Source organism: Rhizobium rhizogenes NBRC 13257, assembly GCF_000696095.1.
Taxonomy (GTDB): Bacteria; Pseudomonadota; Alphaproteobacteria; order Rhizobiales; family Rhizobiaceae; genus Rhizobium; species Rhizobium rhizogenes.
Window position 1 is genome coordinate 233,276 of sequence record NZ_BAYX01000001.1, and the last position, 23,227, is coordinate 256,502.

Consider the following 23,227-nt stretch of genomic DNA (forward strand, 5'->3'; position numbering starts at 1 on the left):
GGGTGTCGCCAACAGCGCCGAATTGGGGTACTCATTTATGCATGATGAGAACAGTTGCAGCGACGCACTGTTGACCGCAAGCGGCTCTCTTTCAGCCGCTTGTTTCCTTTCAACGTTCCATCGGAAATCACACAGCATGTCCACAGCCGAGAAGCCCGTCGCGCCGCGCAAGCCGCGTGCCCGACGGCGCAAAACCGTGTCCGCCGGCGATACGCCGCTCGACTATATGCTGAAAGTCATGCGCGACGATGAGGCGGATCAGAAACGACGGGATGAAATGGCGAAGATCGCCGCATCCTATGTTCACCAGAAGCCGAGTGAACGCCCGGGCAATGGAGCCAAAGGCGGACAAAGTTTTACGATCGACTTAACCAACGCCACGGATGAGCAGCTTGCGATACTCGAATCCCTCTTCGGTCCGCTTGCCGGGCCCGGCGGCGATGATGGCGGCGATCCGCGAGGAGAAAGCGAAGCGGAAGGCTGATGCCGAGCGGGTTGAGCTTGCCCGGCGGATTGCAGCGGATGCCGAGAGGATTCGGGAGCGATGTCAGCCGCTCGCCGGTTTCGTCCGCGAGGCCTGGCATGTGGTCGAGCCTTCTGTCGATTATGTTCATGGCTGGCACATCGATGCCATCTGCCGACATCTCGAGGCGGTAACGTCAGGCGAGATCACGCGGCTGCTGATCAATGTGCCGCCGGGAACGATGAAGTCGCTTCTCTGTGGCGTCTTCTGGCCGGCCTGGGAATGGGGGCCGAGGAATAGGCCGGAGCTGCGTTATCTCGGCTCATCCTATTCGGAGCACTATGCCAAGCGTGACAACAGGCGCATGCGCGATCTCGTTGCCTCGGAATGGTATCAGACACTCTGGGGCGACCGGGTGAAGCTGACGCGATCGGGCGAAATGGCCTTTGCCAATACACGCACCGGCTTTCGTCAGGGCGTGCCGTTTTCAAGACTGACGGGCGGGCGCGGTGATCGAGTGATCATCGACGACCCGCATTCGGTCGATGGTGCGGAATCCGAAGCGGAGCGTCTGTCGACCGTCCGCACTTTCCGAGAATCTGTGCCGACGCGGCTCAACGATCCGCAGCGTTCGGCGATCGTCGTCGTCATGCAGCGGCTGCACGAGGCTGATGTCTCCGGCACGATCCTGGCGCTTGGGCTCGGCTACGAGCATCTGATGCTGCCGATGGAGTTCGAGCCTGAACGTTGTTGCCGGACATCGATCGGATTTACAGATCCCCGAACGGAAGAGGGCGAGTTGCTCTTTCCCGAGCGATTTCCGCGTGCCGTCGTGGAACGGGACAAGGTGCCGCTCGGTTCTTATGCCGTTGCTGGCCAGTTTCAACAGCGGCCATCGCCGCGCTCTGGTGGATTGTTCCAGCGTGGTGATTTCGAGATCGTCGATGCTGTTCCAGCGGGAGCCAAACGCTGCCGCGCCTGGGATTTCGCAGCGTCTAAAGCGCGTCCGGGCCGCCAGCCGGACTGGACAGTCGGCCTGCGTATGGCCGAAGCCGATGGCATCTTCTTTGTCGAGACCATAGCTCGCGGTCGTTGGTCGCCGGCGGAGGTCGAACGCAATCTGAAGAACATGGCGACACAAGACGGGCCGATGGTGATGATCCGCATGCCACAGGATCCGGGCGCTGCAGGCAAGGCCGATGCCGCGACGAAGATCAAGCTGCTGGCCGGCTTTCCCATCAGGGTTTTGTCCGTTACCGGTGACAAGGCGACCCGCGCCAAGCCGGCGTCTGCACAAGCGGAGGCGGGCAATGTCAAACTCGTGCGCGGCGATTGGAACGAGGTATTTCTCGATGAGATCTGCGCTTTCCCGAATGCGCAGTTTGACGACCAGGTGGATGCTTTTGCCGATGCGCTGAACGAGCTGGCGCTGGGCTCCTCCTTCAGCTTCAAGAATTTCTAGGCCCTGCAGATACGGGTCTCTCCTTCACAGACATGCCAAAGGATAATCCATGGGACACCTACTCTCGATGGTTCGCGATGGGCTGGTGAGCCTTGCGTCTCGCATGGGGACGGAGCGCGACAAGGCGGCGTCGGTCTTCTATACCCAACCGATGCTGACCGACGAATAGATCATCGCCGCCTATCGCGGCTCCTGGCTGCCGCGCAAGATCGTTGATATTCCGGCGCTGGATAGCTGCCGCAAATGGCGCAACTGGCAGGCCGAAGGCGATCAGATCGGCTCGATCGAGGCTGAAGAGCGCCGGTTGAACCTGCGCGGCAAGGTGCTGGAGGCATCCAAGAAGGCACGGCTCTTCGGCGGGGCGGCTTTGTTCATCGGTGTCGGCTATGCCGATCCCTCTCGGCCGCTCGATATCGAACGCGTCGGCAAAGGTGGCCTGAAGCATCTGACCGTATTGACGCGTCGCCAGCTTGCCGCCGGAGAGATCGAACGCGATCCCACTTCGGAATGGTATGGCAAGCCGAAGTTCTACACGCTGACCGGCGCAAGCGGAGCACAAGTCGCCATCCATCCGTCCCGACTGGTGATCTTCAATGGCGCCATGGTGCCGGACGAGGATTTCGGCGGCGCGCTAGGGCAGGGTAGTCACGGTTGGGGCGAGAGCGTGCTTACCGCGACCCTGGATGCCATCAAGAATGCCGACAGCACGGCAGCCAATATCGCCAGCCTCGTCTTCGAGGCAAAAATCGACATTATCAAAGTGCCGCAGTTCTCGCCAATATAGGCAACCAGGCTTACGAAGAAGCCGTACTGCGCCGCTATTCGCTGGCCAACACCATCAAGGGCGTCAACGGCACGCTGATCCTCGATGCCGAGGAGGAATACGACAGCAAGAGCGCCTCGTTCTCCGGTCTCACGGATATCCTCATGGCCTTCCTGCAGATCGTCTCAGGTGCCGCCGATATTCCGGTCACGCGTCTGCTTGGCCAATCCCCGGCTGGTCTCAACGCCACCGGCGATGCTGACATGAGGAACTATCACGATCGGATCCAGGCGATCCAGGAACTCGACTTCACGCCTGCCATGTCCCGCCTCGATGAATGCCTTATCCGCTCCGCCACTGGCGCCCGCGATCCGGATATCTACGCCTCCTGGGCACCGCTGGAGCAGATGAGCGAGAAGGACAAGGCCGAGATCTTCAAGACCAAGGCCGATGCGGCCCGCGTCTTGTTCGGCTCATCCGCCGGGCAGGAGATCATTCCGCGTCAAGCATTATCTGAGGCGCTGGTGAATACGCTTGTCGACGACGGATCGTTGCCGGGGCTGGAGGCGGCGATTGCGGCATTGGGGGGATCCGTTCAAGTCGATCAACCAGAGCCTAGCTCGGAGGAAGCCGGCCGCGAGGCATCTGTGCCTGATGCAACCTCTTTATAAGCGGAAGACATATCCATCAACTAAAGTCGGCTCCGACCAAGGGATATTCAATCATGAACTTCACAGACATTGTCACCGTCGCGGGAACGCGACGGACCGGGGACGGCTATCTTGTCGCTGATGCCCGGGTCGCCCGTACGGGTATTCAAAACTATCTTGGCGCGGAGATCGGCAGGCCGGAGATGCGTACCGTGCGTGTCTATCGGCCCGGCGCGGAAGTGTTTTCCGAGGACACGCTGAAGAGTGCGGCTCACCGGCCGGTGACAAATGAGCATCCGCCGGAAATGGTCACCTCGGAGAACTGGAAGAAGTATTCCGTCGGGCAGACCGGCGATGAGGTTGCGGGTGAGGGCATCTTCATTCACGTGCCGCTGATGGTCAGTGACGAGGCGGTGATCCAGGAGATCGAGAGCGGCAAGCAGGAGCTTTCGGCCGGTTATGTCTGCGATCTCGATTTCACCGCGGGCGTGACGTCCGCCGGTGAGGCCTACGACGCCGTCCAGGTTTGGTGAAGCCACAACCGCCAGTCACTAAATGAGGCCGTGCTTCTCAGCCATCGTTTAGCTGGGACAGTGCATTTCTGATTTCAATAAGCATCTTTAGAGGCGGGTTATGGCGATAAACGAATTTCTCGATGCTTTAGGCATCAAGGTCGGGGTCGTCATCGCGGGCCTTTCTGGCGGCATTTTGCGTGGTCTGTCGCGGCGTCGATATACGGCCCGCGAAATCATTGCGTCCCCCATTTGTGGCGCGCTTGCAGCAGCTTACCTGACGGAGCCTGCACTTTACTATCTGAGAGCCGTCAATTGGCCTTTGCCGCAAAAGGATTTGGCTGCCATGAATGCCACGGCCTTCGTGGTCGGTGTCTGTGCCATGTGGATCGCCGACCTGATCTTCGATAGCATCTCACGCTGGATCAGAGGTGGGAAAGCGGTACCCTGATCCAGCGTTGCTATATGGCGGGTTGTCGCGAGCCTGCAATTTCCCTATTTCGCCTTCTCCTTAACGGGAGGGGGCGTTTCTTGCGTTTGTGGCTTTTGTAATGGCTCCACGCCGTGTTTTTCGGCATACGCCAGTCGGTCTGTGGGGCGACCTTGGTTCATATTCCCGCGCGTGATGTCTTTGATTTGAACTAATCATTGTCGCCGTTGCCGCTGGGCTGATAAAGCTGGCTGGCAGAAATTGTCGATGAAAGGCGCGCGCGATGAGCCAATGGCCCGACACCCGGATCCTTGATCTATTTGGCATTGCAGTTCCTATTATCCAGGCGCCGATGGCGGGAGCGACGTCGCCGGAGATGGTGATCGCGGTTAGCGAGGCTGGCGGGCTCGGATCGTTGCCGAGTGCGCAATACAATGTCGAACAGCTACGTTTAGCGCTCGATACGATAAGGGCTGCGACGAAAAAGCCGATTAATGTAAATTTCTTCGCTCATACTATGCCGGAGATTGATCCGGAGCGGCAAACGGTGTGGCGTAAACGGCTTGCGCCCTTCTACATCGAGGCTGGCCTTGATCCGGCTGCGCCGGTTCCTGCCGGCGGCCGAGCACCGTTCGACAGTTTTTTCTGCGAAGTCGTCGAGGCCTATCGGCCTGAAGTCGTCAGCTTTCATTTCGGGTTGCCGGATATGGAGCTTGTTGGGCGGGTAAGGGCCACTGGAGCAAAGATCATCTCCTCGGCGACTACGGTGGCGGAGGCGCGATGGCTTGCCGATCGTGGTGTCGATGCGGTGATTGCCATGGGTTTCGAGGCGGGCGGCCATCGCGGCAATTTCCTGACAGAGGACATGGCGACACAGGTGGGTACGATGGCGTTGGTGCCGCAGATCGTCGATGCTGTCAAAATTCCCGTTATTGCTGCCGGTGGTATCGGGGACGGACGCGGAATTGCAGCTGCTTTCGCGCTGGGTGCTTCTGCGGCGCAGATTGGTACAAGCTACTTGTTCACGCCCGAGGCAAACATTCCTGCGGTTCATCAAGCGGCTTTGGAGCATGCTGGTGACGACAGTACGGCTTTGACCAATGTTTTCACTGGACGGCCGGCGAGGGGCGTGATGAACCGCGTCATGCGCGAGGTTGGGCCGCTCACGGATCTTGCACCCGCATTTCCGACAGCCGGTGGCGCTCTGGCACCGCTGCGCGCTAAGGCGGAGGCGACGGGCTCCGGCGATTTTACCAATCTCTGGTCCGGTCAGGCCGCGAAGTTGGCGCGGCCGCTTCCGTCGTCCGAGCTCACCGTCGGTCTGGCGAATGAGGCAATCGCACTCATCAAGCGGCTGGCCGAGCGTTGATGTATCGGTTGATACTGCGGGAGAGAAAGAGGAGAGACAGATGACTTTTACGACAGATTTGACCGACCGTTTTGCCGTTTCCACATGGTCGTTGCACCGTGCGCTTGGCGGCACTTATGCTTACAAGCCTGGTGAAACCAAAACGCCTGAGCGCCAGCCTACCTATGGCAAAGGCTCAGTGGAGTTGATCGATCTTCCGAAACAATTTGCGGAACATGGCATCTTCCGCATCGAGATATGCTCGTTTCATTTGCCGAGCCGCTCGGCCGCTTATATTGCCGACCTGCGCAAAGCCTTTGAGACAGCGGGCGTGAAGATACAGACGCTGTTGATCGAAGACGGGGATCTCAGCAATCCCGAGATGGCTGAGCGTGATGCCGACTGGATGGCGGGCTGGATCGGGATTGCCGTCGCGCTCGGAGCTGAGAATATGCGCGTGATCGCCGGCAAGGAGCAGCCGAATGACGAGACACTGAGCCGTGCGGAAACGCACCTTCGTCGGCTGGCAGCTCAACTGGCAGGCACCGGCGTCCGCCTCGTCATTGAAAATTGGTTTTCGCTGCTGCCGGGGCCTGTCGAGGTCAATCGAGTGATTGATGCTCTGGACGGCAAACTCGGTCTCAATGGTGATTTTGGCAATTGGCAAGGTCCGGGGAAGTATGCCGATCTGGCAAAGATCATGGGGCGTGCCGAGCTATGCCATGCCAAGGCGCATTATTCGGAAACGGGTCTCGATACCGAGGATTATATTCGTTGCGTCGAGCTCTCCAATGTTGCCGGCTATAAAGGCCCGTTCACGTTGATCTACGACTCCTCATTCCACGACAACGAATGGTCCGGCATTCTGGAAGAGCGGGATTGCATCGCCGGCGTGTTGCGGAAGGCTGCTGCCGCAGCGTGATGGCTCTGAATAGTGGGGCTGGGGCCGCTGGCGGCTTAGTCCTGCTATTGTAACATCAAGGCCCGGTTGAATCGGTGCTACGAATTTCAATGAAACTCGTATTCATGCAGAGCACCGAGCAGTTGGTCTTGCGTCTGATAGCCGGCCTCATACAGGCTGATCGCTACATTGGCCGCCGATAGGCCTTCCTGGCTTTGCAGTTTGATGCTGCGTTCCGCGCACCAGGCGTAGAGTGCGCTGGCGAGGATGTCGACATCGTCGGGATAAAGGGGCGAGTTGACCATCATAGACATTCGCTACACCGTGGTTGGAAGCTCAGACTTGAGCGGGGGCGGGGCAGAGACTGCTTTGATTTCTGAAGTTTGCAATCAACTTCGCGTGCCGACGTTAACGTCAGCCTGATATGATACAGATCGAGTTTCGTATTGGCACAAGTGCTTGCGAAAAGGGTTATTGTGGTTTCTGGTCCGGCGCGTGCGGTGCCGGATTTTCGAATCCGTTCTTGCCGTTATGGGGCACAACAAACAGCATAACGCCGAGCGCGACGGCCAGCGCCACCATGATCAAAAGTATAAATCGCGGCCGCGAAGGCATCATTGATGGACCGGATGCGAAGCCTCCACTGCTGCCTCGATCAATTCCTCCGCATAGGAGAGCGCGGAAGCGGTGTCTTCGCCATCGAGTTTCAACTCCCGGCACTTGTGATGCATGGCCCTGCGAATTTCCACCAACAACGTGGCGTCCAAATCGACATGACCTTCGTAAAAAACATGCGTCAGGGCGGACTGGGCGACAACTTCGAGGACTGCGACACGTCCTTCGATTTCGCCAAGGGAAGGAATAGCGTTTTTCTTGACGTGATGTTTGCAATCGCGATGAGTGGTGAGCATCTCATTAGTCTCCTCTGAATTAGGCATAACCAACGAGAGGCAAAAAGGTTCAGCCGAATCCAAGGAAAATCTGAATTTGCCCCGCCAATGTTTCTCCGGTAATGCCGCTTGCAGCAAAACGGACGGGAATCCTCATTTCATCGGGCAGAGACTCGGATCCGACAATACATCGGCGCAGCTGGGGGAGCGGCGGAAATCGTCGTAGTAAAGCGTCCATTCCGTCGTATCGGCGGCACGATAGGGGCCGAACTTGAAATACTGGTTTTTGCCCAGTCCCTTGTCGGCATGGCCCACATGTCCCTTGATGGTGACAATCCACTTATTATTGGCGAATAGCTCGATATGGCCGGTACCGTCAGGACCTGGCTTGGTATAGATGGCGAAGTCGATCCAGCCGGAATCCGGCGTCGGCAACTTGTTGCCGTGGTCGGTCACGGTGATGGCGCTCGTGCAGCCTGTGAACTCCTGACCATCGTCCTTGCCCCAATTGCTGTCGGTCGCGACCAGCGCTCGCATCTGGTTGGTGTCTGAGCGGAACCAAACAGGCGTCTGGTTGCCGTCACAGGCCTTTGCCCCATCGTGGGAATAGGTCTTTGGCGGGGCGACATAGTTGGTTTCGACTGTGGCGAAGAGCTTGCCGTTGTTCAGCCGCAGTGCCAAGAAGGGACTGAAATCACCCTTTGCCGTAGGGCCAATCTCCCGCTTCCATTGCGCAATGAGATAGCGATGATCGCCTGACGGAATGGGATCGGCGAATTTGACCGCAAAACCGTACCAAACACCTTGATCATAGGGGACGCGATATTTGGTGCGCTCCCAGATTTCCGCTCTCTCGCTGCAGTTTGCCTTGCCTGGTGCGCAGAGTGGCTTGACGCTGAGTTTCAGCGCGCCGGTGCCGCTGCGCTTCACCTCCGATTGGAATTCGACCGTGCCGGCCTTCTGTTCGGAATTATCGCGATAGTAGAGATGGCCCGCCGGATCGAAATCGGTGCCATCGAAACCGTCGCGAAGAACCAATAGGGCGGGATCCTTGGCCAAGGCCGGGCTCATGGCGCTGGCGCAAGTGCAGGCCAAAAGGGCGGGCAGCGCATATTTTGCGTTCATGACGGGGACTCCTTCGGCGGGCGATCTTTGAGCGCTATCAATGACCTGTTCGTCTCTCGTGGGCAAGAGGAGGGCGCTTCGCGATATTGTGACCCGGTACAGCCGATCCGATATCTGGCGCTCAGGCGGAGCTTCACATGCTGGTTATCTGATTTAATAATTCCACTTTAACCGCCTGTTAGACGCTTTCCGGTTCATATCGATGCATATTGGGCTTTGCCTGCGGATGTCAGCGCCCCGGACATGAAGGTTCGTCGCCGCGGCTTGAATCAACGATTTGAATGTCGGGCATGAGCGAGGCCGACCGAGAACCGCAGTTGGGGTTGCCCGTGACAGACCTGGGAAAAGGAACGGCGACGGAAAACGGCGTCGGACCGCGACGAAAGATCGTCATTCTGACGTCGCACGTCTTTCTGCGGGGTTACCGCAAGGCGTCAGTCCATTTTGTGGCGTCCCGCTGGGCGGAGCAAGGGCATGATGTCCATTTCCTGACGATTGGCCACAGTTGGTTGACCCTGCTGAAGGATCGGCCACGCTTTCGGGCGTTATCGGAGCGTCAGGCAAACCGGTTCGAGACGGTCGCACCGAATCTTAGGGCGGGTGCCCACTTGCCGCCATTGCATGCCTTCAGTTCCGGCAATCGCATTCTGAACACAGCGAATGAAATGCTCTTCCGGCTCTACGGCAATTACCTGCCGCGCTTTGCTCGCAGTGCTCTTGCCGTGGCTGATCTGGTGGTAGTCGAAAGCGGTTCAGCGCTTGCCTTTTTCGATTATGCGAAGAGGCTTAATCCCAAGGCGCGAACCCTCTATTTCTGTCGCGATCTGCTCCGGAGCGTCGGTGCTGCGCCCGTGTTGCAGGATATTCAGGCGGCCGCGATCGGACGTTTCGATACGGTCTGCGTGCCCTCGGAACGGCTCGGCGTGCTGCTACCAGCCGGTGGGCGCGTCAGGGTTATTCCACAGGGCGTCGATGCGGCGCTGTTCGACCGCGAACAAACTTCCCCCTATGTTCCCGGCAGCCGTAACGCCGTCTCCATCGGCAATATGCTGTTCGACGAGGTCACCGTCGCGGCTATGGCTGCCGCGGCGCCTGACATAAATTTCCACATCTTCGGGGCGCATTGGCGGGGTTCTGCGCCGTCAAATGTCACAGTCTATGGTGAGCGGGCGTTCGAAAGCATCGTGCCGTTTTTGCAGCACGCGGATTTTGGCATCGCACCCTATCGTTTGACGAGGGACGAGGTCTATCTGGCGGAGTCGAGCCTGAAGCTCGCGCAATATAGCTATTGTGGCTTGCCTATCCTCTTGCCTGACCTGATCCCCTTTACCCGTGCTAATGCTGTCGCCTATCGATTGGATGGCGAAACCGCTTGGCGCGAGAAGATCGACATGGCGCTGGCGATGCAGCGTTCGCCGGCTTTTAGTGAGGGAATTTTGACCTGGGATGATGTTGCCCGGCAAACGCTCGACGCGGCCTTCGAGACGAAATAAACGCCTTAGCCTGGTGCAAGGAAAGTCAGCAAATTGTTGACCAGCGGACGGGCTGGCCCGGGCAGCTTGCCGCCAATCGTATCCATCAGCAATCGGCTATCGCTCGCCTCCAGTAGACGCAGGATGCGAACGGCAAGCAGGTAAGCGATCCCGCCAACGGGAATGGCAGTTGCGATTGCCGCCAACCCATCGAGATAATAGACGGCGACACCGGCCGACGCGGCGCAAATGGCTGCTGCGAAGATTGTTCTTGCAAGAGCCCCAAATGGGACGGAGGTATGGACGCTCGTCCATGCGGTCCAGGCGAGCAGGGTAAAGGTCAGTGTGGTGATCGTCGCGCGGGCGATGGCCGCGCCTTCGAGGCCAGCCAGCGGCACCATGGCTGCAAGCAGCAGCATTGTCAGCAAACCGCAGATAATCTGTACGCGCAATAGCAGATCGCTGCGTCCGGACGCGCTGATCATACCCCAGGGAATGACCGAAAGGCCGGCAAGCCAGACGAAAGCGAGCAATGTCGCAGCGGCCGGAATGGCGGGCTCGAAGGCATTGCCGAAGATAAACGGCATCAGGTCGGGCATGATGATCGCGCCGCCGAAGCTGATGGGCAGCATGACGAGGGCTACCATACGGATAACGCGCCCATAAGTCGCTTGCAGCGCCTGCCGATCCCCTTTCGCATGGGCGTCTGCAAAGCTGACGATCAGCGCCGGCGAGATCTGCAGCATGACCTGCTCGATCAGTCCGGCGAGACCGAGGCCGGCTGCGAAATAGCCGATGCCGGTCGATGAGAAGAAAAAGCCGAGAAACAGGAACTCGATGCGTGACAGCACCAGGATCTCGATGAGATCGCTCAGCCACATGTAGCGGCTATAGCGGTGCATTTCTGGCGTCAACGCTCCGCTCGAAGCAGGGACGTTACGGTCGATATAACTGCGCAGGTGCAATGCTTGCGGCAGATAGCGGGCGACATAGCCGATCAGTGCTCCCGTCGGGCCGAGCAGCCAGGCGCCTGCGAAGACGAGTGGAATCTGGAGAGTACCACCGACGACCGTGCTGCGCGCCGTTTGTCCGAACCGATTGCGACCGCGCGCGATGGCGGTTGAAAAGACGTAGAACGCGTAGCTCAGAAATAGCAGCGCCGTCACGACCCAGAACCAGGCGTGTCGCGCATCACGATAGGTATACGTGATCACGGCATAGAAAAGGATGCCGGTGCTCACCATGGCGACGGAGATCATGAAGCTGCGGAATGCCGAGCGTACCAATGCCTTCCAGGCATCCCCTTCGCCCGAGAGGGCGCCGGCATTGCGCAGCAACGTCTGGGGCAGGCCCATATCGGCCAGGGCAGTGGCGGATGTCGCGATCCAGAGTGCGTAGGCAACCTTGCCGGAGCCGGCAGGACCAAGCAGGCGCGCGGCGATGACGCTGCTGACGAAACCCGCTGCAAGCGAAACCACCGTCGCCGCCAAGCTGATCAGCGAACTTTTCAAGAGGTTGGACGTATAGGCACTCATGACGCCCAATCATGAGGGCAGTCTCATAACCTTGTGTTAAAGGCCGACTGATACTTCTAACTAGCGTTCAAGTTGAGATTTGAGACCGCTGCGGTGACGGACAAGACTGCCGAACAAGATGCATTCCTCATTCCCGGATATTTGCAGAAGGGATTGGGTGAACGCGCGCGCAACCTGCTCTGGCGGCTGATCTCGCCACTGCCGGACAGGCCCTATTGTGCACTCAAATATTTCGTCATTCGCGGCAAGTTCCCCAACCTGACATCGCCGCAGACCTTCACCGACAAGATCCAGGCCCGCAAACTCTACGACCGCAACCCGCTGTTTACGGGTTTTGTCGATAAAGCCGGCGCCAAGACACTCATTGCCGAACGGGTCGGCAGCCAATATGTCATTCCTACGCAATGGGTTGGCACGGATCTTTCCACGATCGATTGGTCTGTCATCACTTTGCCCGCCGTCGTCAAGCCGACGCATGCGAGTGGTGTCGGCCGCTTTCTCTATGGGCAGAATGATATCGAGCAGCTGCTGAAGAACGACCCTTCAGCCGAGTGGCTGGCGATCGACCATGCTTCCTACAACAGGGAATGGGCCTATAGCCGGGTTGAACCTCGCATTCTCATTGAGACCATGTTGCTTGCCGAGGGGTATGTTCCCTGGGACTACCGGCTTTTCACGTTCAACGGCAAGGTCTCGCATATCGAGATCGACATCCGTGAAAATGGTCGGGGCTATTCCTGCAATTATACGCGAGATTGGCAGAAATTGCCGTTCTACGATCCCGACTATCTTGGTCTCTATCCCGGCGAGGTGGCTCGGCCATCACGGCTTGAAGAGATGATCCATATCGCCGAGACGATTGCCCGCGACATCGATTTTGTCCGCGTCGATCTCTATGCTTCCGCTGATTGGGTCTATGTCGGCGAGCTGACGTTCTATCCCGGTGGTGGTTTCGAGGCTTTTGAGCCTGAAGACTACGATCTCGTACTCGGCCAGAAATGGCAGCTCGGTTTTGAGATACCGAAGAGATAGGTAGACAAATCACTTTGCCCGCGTTTCATAGGCCGACCGAATTTTAGAGGAAGGGTTTCCATGACGATCGAACAGGACCTCAGCCGCATCGCTTTGCAGGAAGAGACGTTGCGTTTCGATGCTTTCGATCTCTCAACCGCCTGGGTGCTTGGCAAATTGCTGCATGACCTTGCCAGCGAGCGCAATCTCGGGGTCGCGATCGACATCACGCTGCATTCCATGCCGGTTTTCTATATTGCGCTGCCCGGTGCGACACCGGACAACTCCAATTGGGTCCGGAGGAAGCGCAATATGGTACTGCGCTATTTCCGCAGCAGCTACGCCAGCACGCTGCGTCTGGAAAAGCAGGGCAAGACGATCGAGGACAACGGGCTTACCGGCGCCGACTACGCTGCATCCGGCGGCAGTTTTCCGATCTTCGTCAACGGCACGGGCTGCATCGGCGCCGTCACCGTGTCAGGTCTTCCGCAGCGCGAAGACCATAATCTGGTCGTCGAGGCCCTGGCGCTGACGCTTGGCCACGAACTGCACAATCTCAACCTGTCGTAAAAGGCGAGTGCGGCGCCAGGCTTGAAGCAGGCGCCGCCTTCGATCTCAGATTTCTCCACCGGCCTCGGCGATGACTTTCGTCAGGCTGCCGGTTGCCGGGAACAAGGGGATGAGGCATGCCTGCAGGGCATGATAAATGTCGCCTTTGCCGGGGAAGAGCGTGTGGGCGGGAACGAGGTCTTCCGTCAGTTCCTCATGCCAGCCACCATTCTGGTGGTCGATGAAGGAAGTGCCGATGGCGCCCCAGATCTTGCGGTAGCTCGCCTCATGGAAATCGCTCGGTTGATGCTGGTTGAGATAGTGCGCAGCACCGGCGCCTTCGCTGGCCGGCCACCACAGCTTGTTGCGCTTGGCCGGCACGTCGGCCCAATCCAGCGTATAGAAGAAGCCGCCCTTATCATTGTCCCAGCCCAGTGACATGGATTGGGAGAACAGGCCCTTTGCAGCCTCCGGCATCCAGTCGTGACGCTGGCCGCCGAGCGACCAGAGTTGCAGGATAAGACGTGCCCACTCCAGCCAATGTCCCGGCGTCGTGCCGGACGGGCGGAACATCTCGTTGCCGCGATAGTCCTTGTCGAGCACCCAATCGGCGTTGAAATGCTCGGCAACGCGCCAGCCGACGGAACCGGCGGAGCGGCGGATGACGAGATCGGCGATGCTCTCCGCCTTGTCGAGATAGGCCTTGTTGCCGGTCGCCTCGAAGGCGGCCATCAAAGCTTCGGTCAGGTGCATGTTGGAATTCTGGCCGCGATAGCTGCCGTCATCGATCGGCGACCAATCCTGGTTGAACTCCTCGGCGATGGCGCCGTGTTTTTCTTCCCAGAATTTCGTGTTCAGGATCTCGGTGACATCGGCGAGCATCCCGTCGGCAAGCGGGTGGCCGATGATCTTGGCGGAGGAAGCGGCGAGCAGTACAAAGGCATGGCCATAGCCTTGCTTGCTGGAATCGACCGGACCGTCATTGTTGAGCGACCAGACATAGCCGCCATGCTTGGCATCGCGATGATGCTTCCAGAGATAGTTGATGCCGTGGTCGACGATATCTTCCGAGCCGGGACGACCGAGCAGCGAACCGATTACGAAGCAATGCACCATGCGCGCGGTCGCGTGAATGCCGCGCACGGGATTGACCGCATCGAGCGGCTTGCCGGCATCGTCCATATCGTAGAAGCCACCCTTGGGATTGACGCTGCGATACTGGAAGAAATCGAAAAGTCCGCTTGCCTGGTCAAGCAGCCAGCGCCGGTGGTAGGCACGCGTACTCCAATTCCCCAGAGCCGCCGTTTCACGCTGTATGCTCATGCTATCCTCCTGAGACACTTTTGCCGTAAGCCCTATAGCGCCGCCTGAAAGCGCTGTCATGGCTTTATGGGATGAAACTGTGTCGGCGGCTTTGCATTATCCACCCCTGTCGGAATTTTTAGTCGATCGCATCAACTTTTCCTAAGGGCGGGAAATCATAGCAGTATTGTTCTTGCGCCAAGGCACGATAGCGCATAGATATGTTGACATAAAGATATCTTTATGTGATCTGGATGCGCAGTCGCAATCAGGCCAAGGGAATTCGCTTATGTTTGACAATCTTTTTGGTTCGGAAACGGCGAAACGCGACGGCAGCGAGGTGTTTGCAGCCTTGAGGCAGGCTGCAAGCGAGCGCATTCTTGTGCTTGATGGCGCCATGGGCACGCAGATCCAGGGTCTTGGCTTTGACGAGGATCATTTTCGCGGCGATCGCTTCATTGGCTGTGCCTGTCACCAGCAGGGCAACAACGACCTTCTGATTCTCACGCAGCCTGATGCCATCGAAGAAATCCATTATCGTTATGCCAAGGCCGGCGCGGATATTCTGGAAACCAATACGTTCTCTTCGACCCGCATCGCCCAGGCCGATTATCAGATGGAAGGCGCGGTTTACGATCTGAACAAGGAGGGCGCCGCCGTTGTTCGTCGGGCAGCGCTCCGTGCCGAACGCGAAGACGGCAAGCGCCGTTTCGTCGCTGGCGCCATTGGGCCGACCAATCGTACCGCGTCGATTTCCCCTGACGTCAACAATCCCGGCTATCGTGCCGTCAGCTTCGATGATCTGCGCTTGGCCTATGGCGAGCAGATCGACGGCCTGATCGACGGCGGTGCCGATATCATCCTGATCGAGACCATCTTCGATACGCTGAACGCAAAGGCGGCGATCTTCGCTTGCGAGGAGCGGTTCGAGGCCAAGGGCATTCGTCTACCGGTGATGATTTCCGGCACGATCACCGATCTCTCTGGCCGCACGCTCTCCGGTCAGACGCCGTCGGCCTTCTGGAACTCGGTGCGTCACGCCAGCCCCTTCACGATCGGCCTCAACTGCGCGCTCGGCGCCAACGCCATGCGCCCGCATCTGCAGGAGCTTTCTGGTGCTGCCGATACCTTTATCTGTGCCTATCCCAACGCCGGCCTGCCGAACGAATTCGGCCAGTATGATGAATCGCCGGAGATGATGGCGGAGCAGGTCGAAGGCTTCGCCCGTGACGGCCTCGTCAACATTGTCGGCGGCTGCTGTGGCTCGACACCGGAGCACATTGCCGCGATCGCTGAAGCGGTTTCCAAATATCCTCCGCGCCAGCTCCCTGCGCATCGTCCGTTCATGTCGCTCTCCGGCCTTGAGCCTTTCGAGCTGACCAAGGACATCCCCTTCGTCAACGTCGGTGAGCGTACCAACGTCACCGGCTCGGCGAAGTTCCGCAAGCTGATCACCAATGCCGACTACACGGCAGCTCTTGCCGTCGCTCGAGATCAAGTCGAGAACGGCGCGCAGGTGATCGACATCAATATGGACGAGGGCCTGATCGATTCCGAAAAGGCGATGGTCGAGTTCCTCAACCTGATTGCCGCCGAGCCCGATATCGCTCGCGTGCCTGTCATGATCGACAGCTCGAAATTCTCGATCATCGAGGCCGGCCTGAAATGCGTGCAGGGCAAGCCGATCGTCAACTCCATCTCTCTCAAAGAGGGTGAGGAGAATTTCCTCAAGCAGGCGCGGCTGCTGCGCAATTATGGTGCAGCCGTCGTGGTCATGGCCTTCGATGAGCAGGGGCAGGCCGATAGCTATCAGCGTAAGGTCGAGATCTGCGCGCGCGCCTACAAGATCCTAACCGAAGAGGCCGGGCTGCCGCCGGAAGACATCATCTTCGACCCGAACATCTTCGCGGTCGCGACGGGTATCGAGGAACACAACAACTATGGCGTCGACTTCATCGAGGCGACGCGGACAATCCGCAAGACCATGCCGCTGGTCCATATCTCGGGCGGCGTGTCGAACCTGTCCTTCTCGTTCCGCGGCAACGAGCCGGTGCGCGAGGCGATGCATGCCGTGTTCCTCTATCATGCTATTCAGGCGGGTATGGACATGGGCATCGTCAATGCCGGCCAGCTTGCGGTCTACGACAACATCGATCCCGAATTGCGCGAAGCCTGTGAAGATGTGGTTCTGAACCGCCGATCCGATGGTACCGAGCGGCTGCTGGACGTTGCCGAACGCTTCCGCGGAGCCGGCACCCGAGAAGCCAAGGTACAGGATCTCGCCTGGCGTGAATGGCCGGTCGAGAAGCGGCTAGAACATGCGCTGGTCAACGGCATCACCGAATACATCGAAGCCGACACCGAGGAGGCCCGTCAGACCGTAGCGCGGCCCTTGCATGTCATCGAAGGGCCGCTGATGGCCGGCATGAATGTCGTCGGCGATCTCTTCGGTTCGGGCAAGATGTTCCTGCCGCAGGTGGTGAAGTCGGCTCGTGTCATGAAGCAGGCCGTTGCCGTATTGCTGCCCTTCATGGAGGCGGAGAAGCTCGCCAATGGCGGTAGCGGTGAACGTCAGGCTGCCGGCAAGGTGCTGATGGCGACCGTCAAGGGCGACGTGCACGATATCGGCAAGAATATCGTCGGCGTCGTGCTCGCTTGCAACAATTACGAGATTATCGATCTCGGTGTCATGGTGCCCGCGACGAAAATCTTGGAAACCGCGATTGCCGAGAAGGTCGATATCATCGGTCTCTCCGGCCTGATTACCCCCTCGCTGGATGAAATGGTGCATGTCGCCTCGGAAATGGAGCGGCAGGGTTTTGACATTCCATTGCTGATCGGCGGCGCGACGACCAGCCGCGTGCATACGGCCGTGAAGATCAATCCGCGCTATGAGAAGGGTCAAACGGTCTATGTCACCGACGCCAGCCGTGCCGTCGGCGTTGTCTCGGCGCTGCTGTCGCCCGAGGCGAAGCAGGGCTATGTCGATACCATCAAGGCGGAATATGCCAAGGTAGCGGCGGCGCATGCCCGCAGCGAGGCCGAGAAAGTGCGTCTGCCGATCGCAAGAGCTCGCGCGAATGCCGAGAAGTTGGATTGGGCGAACTATAAGACCGTGAAGCCGCAATTCTTCGGGACGAAGGTGTTCGAAAATTACGATCTGGCCGAGCTCGCCAAATACATCGACTGGACGCCATTCTTTCAGACCTGGGAGCTCAAGGGCCGCTTCCCGGCGATTCTTGAAGACGAAAAGCAGGGCGAGGCGGCAAGGCAGCTTTATGCCGACGCTCAGGCGATGCTTGAGAAGATCATCGCGGAAACCTGGTTCCGTCCGCGTGCCGTCATCGGTTTCTGGCCGGCGGGCGCTGTCGGCGACGATATCAAGCTGTTCACGGATGAGACGCGGACGAACGGACTTGCAACCTTCTACACGCTGCGTCAGCAGCTATCGAAGCGTGACGGACGTCCGAACGTGGCTCTGTCGGATTTCGTGGCGCCAGTTGCCAGCGGCATCGAGGAGTATGTCGGTGGTTTCGTGGTCACGGCCGGCATCGAGGAAATCGCCATTGCCGAGCGTTTCGAGCGCGCCAATGACGATTATTCCTCGATCCTCGTCAAGGCATTGGCCGACCGCTTCGCCGAAGCTTTTGCCGAGCGCATGCATGAACGAGTGCGGCGCGAGTTCTGGGGCTATGCGACAGATGAGAACCTGAGCAGTGACGAACTGCTGTCGGAAACCTATGCCGGCATCCGCCCGGCGCCCGGCTACCCGGCCCAGCCCGATCACACCGAGAAGGAGACCTTGTTCCGCCTGCTCGATGCGGAAGCCGCGACTGGCGTCAAACTTACCGAAAGCTACGCCATGTGGCCCGGTTCTTCCGTCTCCGGCATCTATATCGGCCACCCCGCGTCCTATTATTTCGGTGTCGCCAAAGTCGAGCACGATCAGGTCGAAGACTATGCGGCCCGCAAGGGAATGCCGATCGTGGAGGTGGAGCGCTGGCTCGGGCCGGTACTCAACTATGTGCCGGAAAAGCGCGATGCCGTCGTGGACGACGCAGCATAATTGCGAGTCGTTTCGGTGGCTTAGGTCTCTGTGTTGATAAATTGATTCAGACTATTGGCGCGGCCGGAGGGTGATTCATCTTTCGGCCGCATCTTTTTGATTCCATTTGTGATTTATGTTGTCGCGATCGTTAGCTCCGCGACGAAATCATAGGCGTCGCCTCGATACAGCGAGCGTGTGAACTCCACCGCCCGGCCGGAGCCGAGATAAGAGATACGCTCGATAGAAAGGCCAGCCGCGCCTACGGGGACGCCGAGCAGTCCGGCGTCGGCTTCCTTCATATTGGTCGCGGAGATGCGTTGCACGGCGCGCACCGGGCGGACCTGGCGTTTCTCCAGTTCGGCATAGAGCGAGGATGTGACGATCGAAGGGTCGGGCAGGAACTCGCCGGAGACGCTGGCATGTTCGATGGCGAGCGGCTGATCGTCGGCGATGCGCAATCGGCTGAGGCGGGAGACCTTGGTATCGGCGGCAAGGCCGAGGATCATCATTTCGTCGGGCGAGGGTGTGTGCACGCCCTTATGCAACCATTGCGAACGCGCCGTCATGCCGCGCCGCGCCATGTCTTCGGTAAAGGACGTCAGCTGCGACAGGCGCTGTTCGACCTTGGAAACGGGTTTGGTGACGAAGGTACCGGAGCCGTGTCGGCGGACGAGGATTCCCTCGGCAACAAGATCGTCGATCGCCTTGCGCACCGTTACGCGGCTGACGGCGGCATATTCTGCGATGTCGCGTTCCGCCGGCAGGGCGTCACCCTGTTTCAGCGTTCCGACCTTGACGGCGTCCTCAAGCGTTCGACGCAGCTTGACGTAGAGCGGGCCTGTGCCACCGGCGAGCAGGCGTCCTGACGAGAAGATACGGCTCAGATCCTCGGTCATGGCGTGTTCCCCTTGTCATCCCGCAGGAGCTTGGCCGCCAGTTCTATCGCGCCGCTCAATGCATCACCTTTCGGCTCCCTGAGAAGCGCCTTATAGCGGGTATCAAGCCAGGGGTAATATGCCTTGGAAAGGCCACCGAGGAGGCAGATCGACGGGCAGTCCGGCCAGAGCAGAGCATCGAGGCTTTGGGCGATCGCGTTCACCGCCGTCTTGACGATATCGACAGCGACGGCATCGCTCTTTTCGGCATACTCGAAGACCATAGGCGCGTAGCGCGCGAAATCCTTCGGCTTGGCGGCGTGCGCGAACTCGACGACGCGTTCGGGATCGCCTTCAAATTCTGTCATGAGTGTTTCCGTGAGCGGTGAGGGGCGTGAGACAGAGTCATGCGCCAGAATCGATCGCTCTAGCAAGTCGCGACCGAGGCGCGCGCCGCTGGCTTGATCGCCGACGACAAACCCCCAGCCGCCAATTCCCCAGCTCTTGCCATCGCGGCGGGCATTGTAGACGGAGCCGGTGCCAAAGGCGCCGATGATGCCGTCGGCATCGCCGAGTGCGCCCTGAAGCGCAATCGCCGCATCGGTGACGACATGCACAGTCGCAAAGGGCAGGGCCTTTTCAAGGCGTTTGCCGTAGTCCCCGACATTTGCGCCGGCGGTGCCGATGACGGCGGGCAATTTATCCGTCAATCCCGGATCGAGGCCGGCGTCAACTAGCGCCTGTCGGGCGGATGCAACGACGTTGTTCCGAGAGTTTTCCAGATCGGAAAGAATATTGGAGGCACCTGCCTTGCCGGCGCCGAGAATTTTGCCCGTCCTGTCCGTTACGGCGGCGCGACAGCTTGTTCCGCCGCCGTCGATACCGATTGAAAACTCCGCCATTACACCCTCCGGATACTGTCCGTTCCCCGTTTTTTAATACAATACCAAAAAAATACCATTTACCAAGAGACAATGCGCTGCTTTTTATTTTTCTGTATCATATTGAAAAACATTGGTAAAATTTTTTTGTCTGTTTTTGTTGCATCAAAAAGTTAAATTCGGCTGGACAATTGGTATTTTTTTGGACTTAATTCCTACCAAGGGAACAGTATCGAACTGATATCGGCGGAACCGGCAAAATAACAATAGCCGGAAGGCCCAGCAGAAGGTGGCGGACCTCTACCGTTGTCAGGAGCCGCGTGGATCAAGAGAGGCCACGCGACGATGTTCGTCATGATTTTCCCGTGTGTTGAGTTTCCGGTGTCTCTGTCCGGTCGTCCGGCAGGTCACGATTGGTCGGGCCGGTCGGGCGCACAGCTTCGAGCGCCCTTGTGCATTTGGGGTTGGCAATGTTGGCAGCCCTTGTGGAGTGTTGGCCGTTTCCTCGGATATGCCAACGGATTTTTCAGACTAAGAACAGCGCCTCACCAGGCGCTCAAAACAGGAGAGGGAAATGAAAAACAATGTTCTGAAAGGCTTGCTCCTCGCATCCAGCCTGCTGACGTCAGTCAGCTTCGCGCATGCGGCGGACGTGACGCTGACGGTTGAAAGCTGGCGCAATGACGACCTGCAGATTTGGCAGGAAAAGATCATCCCCGCTTTCGAAGCCAAGAATCCCGGCATCAAGATCATCTTCTCGCCGACGGCTCCCACCGAATACAACGCGTCGCTGAACGCAAAGCTCGATGCCGGCTCCGCAGGCGACATCATCACCTGCCGTCCCTTCGACGCTTCGCTCGATCTCTTCAACAAGAAGCATCTGTCGGACCTGACGTCGCTGCCGGGCATCGAAAACTTCTCGCCGGTCGCCAAGGCGGCCTGGAGCACGGATGACGGCAAGTCGACCTTCTGCGTGCCGATGGCTTCGGTCATCCACGGCTTCATCTACAACAAGGATGCCTTCGACAAGCTCGGCCTCAAGGTTCCGACGACGCGCGACGAGTTTTTCGCCGTTCTCGACAAGATCAAGGCTGACGGCACCTATATCCCGATGGCCATGGGCACGAAGGATCTCTGGGAAGCCGCAACCATGGGCTACCAGAATATCGGCCCGAACTACTGGAAGGGCGAAGATGGCCGTCTGGCTCTGATTTCCGGCAAGGAAAAGCTGACGGACGCTCCGTGGGTCGAGCCCTACAAGGAACTTGCCAAGTGGAAGCCTTATCTCGGCGACGGCTTCGAAGCCCAGAGCTATCCCGATAGCCAGAACCTCTTCACGCTCGGCAAGGCCGCCATCTATCCGGCTGGTTCGTGGGAGATTTCGCTTTTCAACACGCAGGCTCAGTTCAAGATGGGCGCTTTCCCGCCACCGGTCGAAAAGGCTGGCGACACCGCCTATATCTCCGACCATCCGGACATCGGCGTTGGTCTGAACGCCAAGAGCGCACATCAGGAAGAAGCCAAGAAGTTCCTGAGCTGGGTCGCTTCCGACGAATTCGCCAGCATCTATGCCAACTCGTTGCCGGGCTTCTTCAGCCTGAATTCGCATCCGGTGAAGATGAGCGATCCGCTCGCCCAGGAGTTCGTCTCCTGGCGTGACAACCACAAGTCCACCGTTCGCTCGACCTACCAGATCCTGTCGCGCGGCACGCCGAACCTGGAAAACGAAACTTGGACGGAATCCGCCAACGTCATCAACGGTACGGATACGCCGGACGCAGCCGCCGCAAAGCTGCAGAAGGGCCTCGACAGCTGGTACAAGCCGGCTAAGTGATCCTGCTTTGATGCAATCCGGGTGAGGGGCCTCATAGCTCCTCACCTTTCGTCATGTCCTGTTCCGGCAGGCAGTCGAACCGACGATTATCGCAACATCAGTATCGTGCCGCGCCCAACATCGCGTCTCCATGCTTGGCTGGAGAAACCGGGTTAGCGGACGAATTTGAACATGTGCGCTGCCTCGATCAGCAGCCAATAAACCAGGCAGAGAGCCATGAGCGAAGCCGATATTTCCGCCGCATTCGATGTGGCTCCGATCAAGCGCCAGAGGCGCTGGCATATCCTTGTTTTTCTTCTTCCGGCCTTGATCGTCTATACGGCCGTAATGATCCTGCCGCTGATCGAAACGCTGCGGCTGTCGCTCTACAACGTCGTCGATGGCCAGACGACCTTCGTGGGTCTCAACAATTTCAAGGTGTTGTTCGGGGACGAGCGCTGGTCGCATGACTTCTGGAATGCGCTGCGCAACAACCTGATCTTTTTTGCCATCCATATGTGTGTGCAGAACCCGATCGGCGTCGCGCTCGCGGCTCTTCTGTCGCTGCCAAAGCTGCGCTTCGTTGCCTTCTATCGTACTGCGATCTTCCTGCCGACGCTGCTTTCCTTCGTCGTCGTCGGCTTCATCTGGAAACTGATCCTGTCACCGCTATGGGGTGTGGCGCCCGATTTGATGAGCATGGTCGGCCTCAAGTCATTCTTCGCCCCATGGCTCGGCAAGCCAGCAACGGCACTCATCACAGTGGCGCTGATCTCGGTTTGGCAATATGTCGGCATCCCAATGATGCTGATCTATGCCGCGCTGCTGAACATTCCGGAAGAGGTCATCGAGGCGGCCGAATGCGATGGCATTACCGGCTGGAGCCAGTTCTGGAAGATCAAGCTGCCGCTGGTGCTGCCGGCGATCGGCATCATCTCGATCTTGACCTTCGTCGGCAATTTCAACGCTTTCGACCTAGTCTATACCGTGCAAGGCGCTCTAGCCGGGCCTGACGGTTCCACCGATATTCTCGGCACGCTGCTCTACCGCGTCTTCTTCGGCTTCCAGCTGCAGCTCGGTGACCGCTCGATGGGCGCGACGATCGCGACGGTGATGTTCCTGATCATCCTCACCGGCGTTTCCTTTTATCTTTTCATCGTCCAGCGACGCATCCGTCGCTACCAGTTCTGAGGAGCG

Annotated in this window: 18 protein-coding genes and 2 pseudogenes; 13 read left to right on the forward strand and 7 right to left on the reverse strand. The window is 58.6% G+C overall.

Annotation, left to right across the window (positions count from 1 at the left end):
- The first annotated feature begins 136 nt into the window (after positions 1-136).
- The 7 genes and pseudogenes from RRH01S_RS01130 to RRH01S_RS01160 all read left to right on the forward strand — a co-directional run bounded on the left by RRH01S_RS01130 (position 137) and on the right by RRH01S_RS01160 (position 6,550).
- A complete protein-coding gene (locus RRH01S_RS01130; protein ID WP_037218617.1) occupies positions 137-484 on the forward strand; it encodes a hypothetical protein in 348 nt (115 codons plus the stop codon).
- The gene (gene terL / locus RRH01S_RS01135; RefSeq protein WP_174005847.1) at positions 441-1,925 is read left to right on the forward strand and encodes a phage terminase large subunit; all 1,485 of its coding nucleotides are present in this window, start codon (positions 441-443) and stop codon (positions 1,923-1,925) included. Before RRH01S_RS01130 ends, terL begins: the two co-directional genes overlap by 44 nt.
- Positions 1,926-1,974: 49 nt before the next feature.
- Positions 1,975-3,359, forward strand: a pseudogene (locus RRH01S_RS01140) (DUF1073 domain-containing protein).
- 53 nt (positions 3,360-3,412) lie between these two features.
- Positions 3,413-3,862 (forward strand): annotated as a pseudogene (locus tag RRH01S_RS01145) (DUF2213 domain-containing protein); the annotation flags it as partial.
- 109 nt (positions 3,863-3,971) lie between these two features.
- Positions 3,972-4,301, forward strand: a complete 330-nt coding sequence (locus tag RRH01S_RS01150; protein ID WP_007701732.1) for a hypothetical protein — start codon at positions 3,972-3,974, stop codon at positions 4,299-4,301.
- A 262-nt stretch (positions 4,302-4,563) separates the two neighbouring features.
- A complete protein-coding gene (locus RRH01S_RS01155) occupies positions 4,564-5,649 on the forward strand; it encodes an NAD(P)H-dependent flavin oxidoreductase (protein WP_012651873.1) in 1,086 nt (361 codons plus the stop codon).
- Between the two features lie 40 nt (positions 5,650-5,689).
- A complete protein-coding gene (locus RRH01S_RS01160; RefSeq protein WP_012651872.1) occupies positions 5,690-6,550 on the forward strand; it encodes a sugar phosphate isomerase/epimerase family protein in 861 nt (286 codons plus the stop codon).
- A gap of 86 nt (positions 6,551-6,636) precedes the next feature.
- On the opposite strand, the gene RRH01S_RS01165 is transcribed toward RRH01S_RS01160, so the two are convergent.
- The 3 genes from RRH01S_RS01165 to RRH01S_RS01175 form a co-directional block, all read right to left on the reverse strand.
- Entirely contained in the window at positions 6,637-6,843 is a 207-nt protein-coding gene (locus RRH01S_RS01165) for a hypothetical protein (RefSeq protein ID WP_007701743.1), read from the reverse strand.
- A gap of 300 nt (positions 6,844-7,143) precedes the next feature.
- Positions 7,144-7,557, reverse strand: a complete 414-nt coding sequence (locus tag RRH01S_RS33340) for a hypothetical protein (RefSeq protein ID WP_229202596.1) — start codon at positions 7,555-7,557, stop codon at positions 7,144-7,146.
- A 15-nt stretch (positions 7,558-7,572) separates the two neighbouring features.
- Positions 7,573-8,544 carry a polysaccharide lyase family 20 protein gene (locus RRH01S_RS01175; RefSeq protein WP_012651871.1) on the reverse strand — a complete coding sequence of 324 codons (972 nt, stop codon included), beginning with the start codon at positions 8,542-8,544 and terminating at the stop codon, positions 7,573-7,575.
- Positions 8,545-8,873: 329 nt separating this feature from the next.
- Between RRH01S_RS01175 and RRH01S_RS01180 the strand changes: the two genes are divergently transcribed.
- Positions 8,874-10,037 (forward strand): GumK N-terminal domain-containing glycosyltransferase, encoded by a 1,164-nt coding sequence (locus RRH01S_RS01180; RefSeq protein ID WP_174005845.1) that lies wholly within the window; start codon positions 8,874-8,876, stop codon positions 10,035-10,037.
- 5 nt (positions 10,038-10,042) lie between these two features.
- On the opposite strand, the gene RRH01S_RS01185 is transcribed toward RRH01S_RS01180, so the two are convergent.
- Positions 10,043-11,551: a lipopolysaccharide biosynthesis protein gene (locus RRH01S_RS01185; RefSeq protein WP_042469686.1), complete on the reverse strand. Its 1,509-nt coding sequence runs from the start codon at positions 11,549-11,551 to the stop codon at positions 10,043-10,045.
- A 93-nt stretch (positions 11,552-11,644) separates the two neighbouring features.
- On the opposite strand from RRH01S_RS01185, the gene RRH01S_RS01190 reads away from it, so the two are divergent.
- A complete protein-coding gene (locus tag RRH01S_RS01190) occupies positions 11,645-12,583 on the forward strand; it encodes an ATP-grasp fold amidoligase family protein (protein ID WP_012651868.1) in 939 nt (312 codons plus the stop codon).
- A gap of 60 nt (positions 12,584-12,643) precedes the next feature.
- Positions 12,644-13,132, forward strand: coding sequence for a heme-degrading domain-containing protein (locus RRH01S_RS01195; protein ID WP_012651867.1), 489 nt, complete (start codon positions 12,644-12,646; stop codon positions 13,130-13,132).
- A gap of 45 nt (positions 13,133-13,177) precedes the next feature.
- Here RRH01S_RS01195 and RRH01S_RS01200 read toward each other — a convergent pair whose 3' ends face one another.
- Positions 13,178-14,434: an AGE family epimerase/isomerase gene (locus RRH01S_RS01200; RefSeq protein ID WP_012651866.1), complete on the reverse strand. Its 1,257-nt coding sequence runs from the start codon at positions 14,432-14,434 to the stop codon at positions 13,178-13,180.
- Positions 14,435-14,702: 268 nt separating this feature from the next.
- On the opposite strand from RRH01S_RS01200, the gene metH reads away from it, so the two are divergent.
- Positions 14,703-18,479, forward strand: a complete 3,777-nt coding sequence (gene metH, locus RRH01S_RS01205) for a methionine synthase (RefSeq protein WP_034517931.1) — start codon at positions 14,703-14,705, stop codon at positions 18,477-18,479.
- 113 nt (positions 18,480-18,592) lie between these two features.
- On the opposite strand, the gene RRH01S_RS01210 is transcribed toward metH, so the two are convergent.
- Together RRH01S_RS01210 and RRH01S_RS01215 are read right to left on the reverse strand one after the other, a co-directional pair.
- On the reverse strand, positions 18,593-19,357 hold the full coding sequence (locus RRH01S_RS01210; protein ID WP_007694032.1) for a GntR family transcriptional regulator: 765 nt from the start codon (positions 19,355-19,357) through the stop codon (positions 18,593-18,595).
- Positions 19,354-20,238, reverse strand: coding sequence for a glucosamine kinase nucleotide-binding domain-containing protein (locus RRH01S_RS01215; RefSeq protein WP_012651864.1), 885 nt, complete (start codon positions 20,236-20,238; stop codon positions 19,354-19,356). Before RRH01S_RS01215 ends, RRH01S_RS01210 begins: the two co-directional genes overlap by 4 nt.
- 553 nt (positions 20,239-20,791) lie before the next feature.
- Between RRH01S_RS01215 and RRH01S_RS01220 the strand changes: the two genes are divergently transcribed.
- The gene (locus RRH01S_RS01220) at positions 20,792-22,051 is read left to right on the forward strand and encodes an ABC transporter substrate-binding protein (RefSeq protein ID WP_012651863.1); all 1,260 of its coding nucleotides are present in this window, start codon (positions 20,792-20,794) and stop codon (positions 22,049-22,051) included.
- A 216-nt stretch (positions 22,052-22,267) separates the two neighbouring features.
- A complete protein-coding gene (locus RRH01S_RS01225; protein ID WP_012651862.1) occupies positions 22,268-23,221 on the forward strand; it encodes a carbohydrate ABC transporter permease in 954 nt (317 codons plus the stop codon).
- Positions 23,222-23,227: the final 6 nt, after the last annotated feature.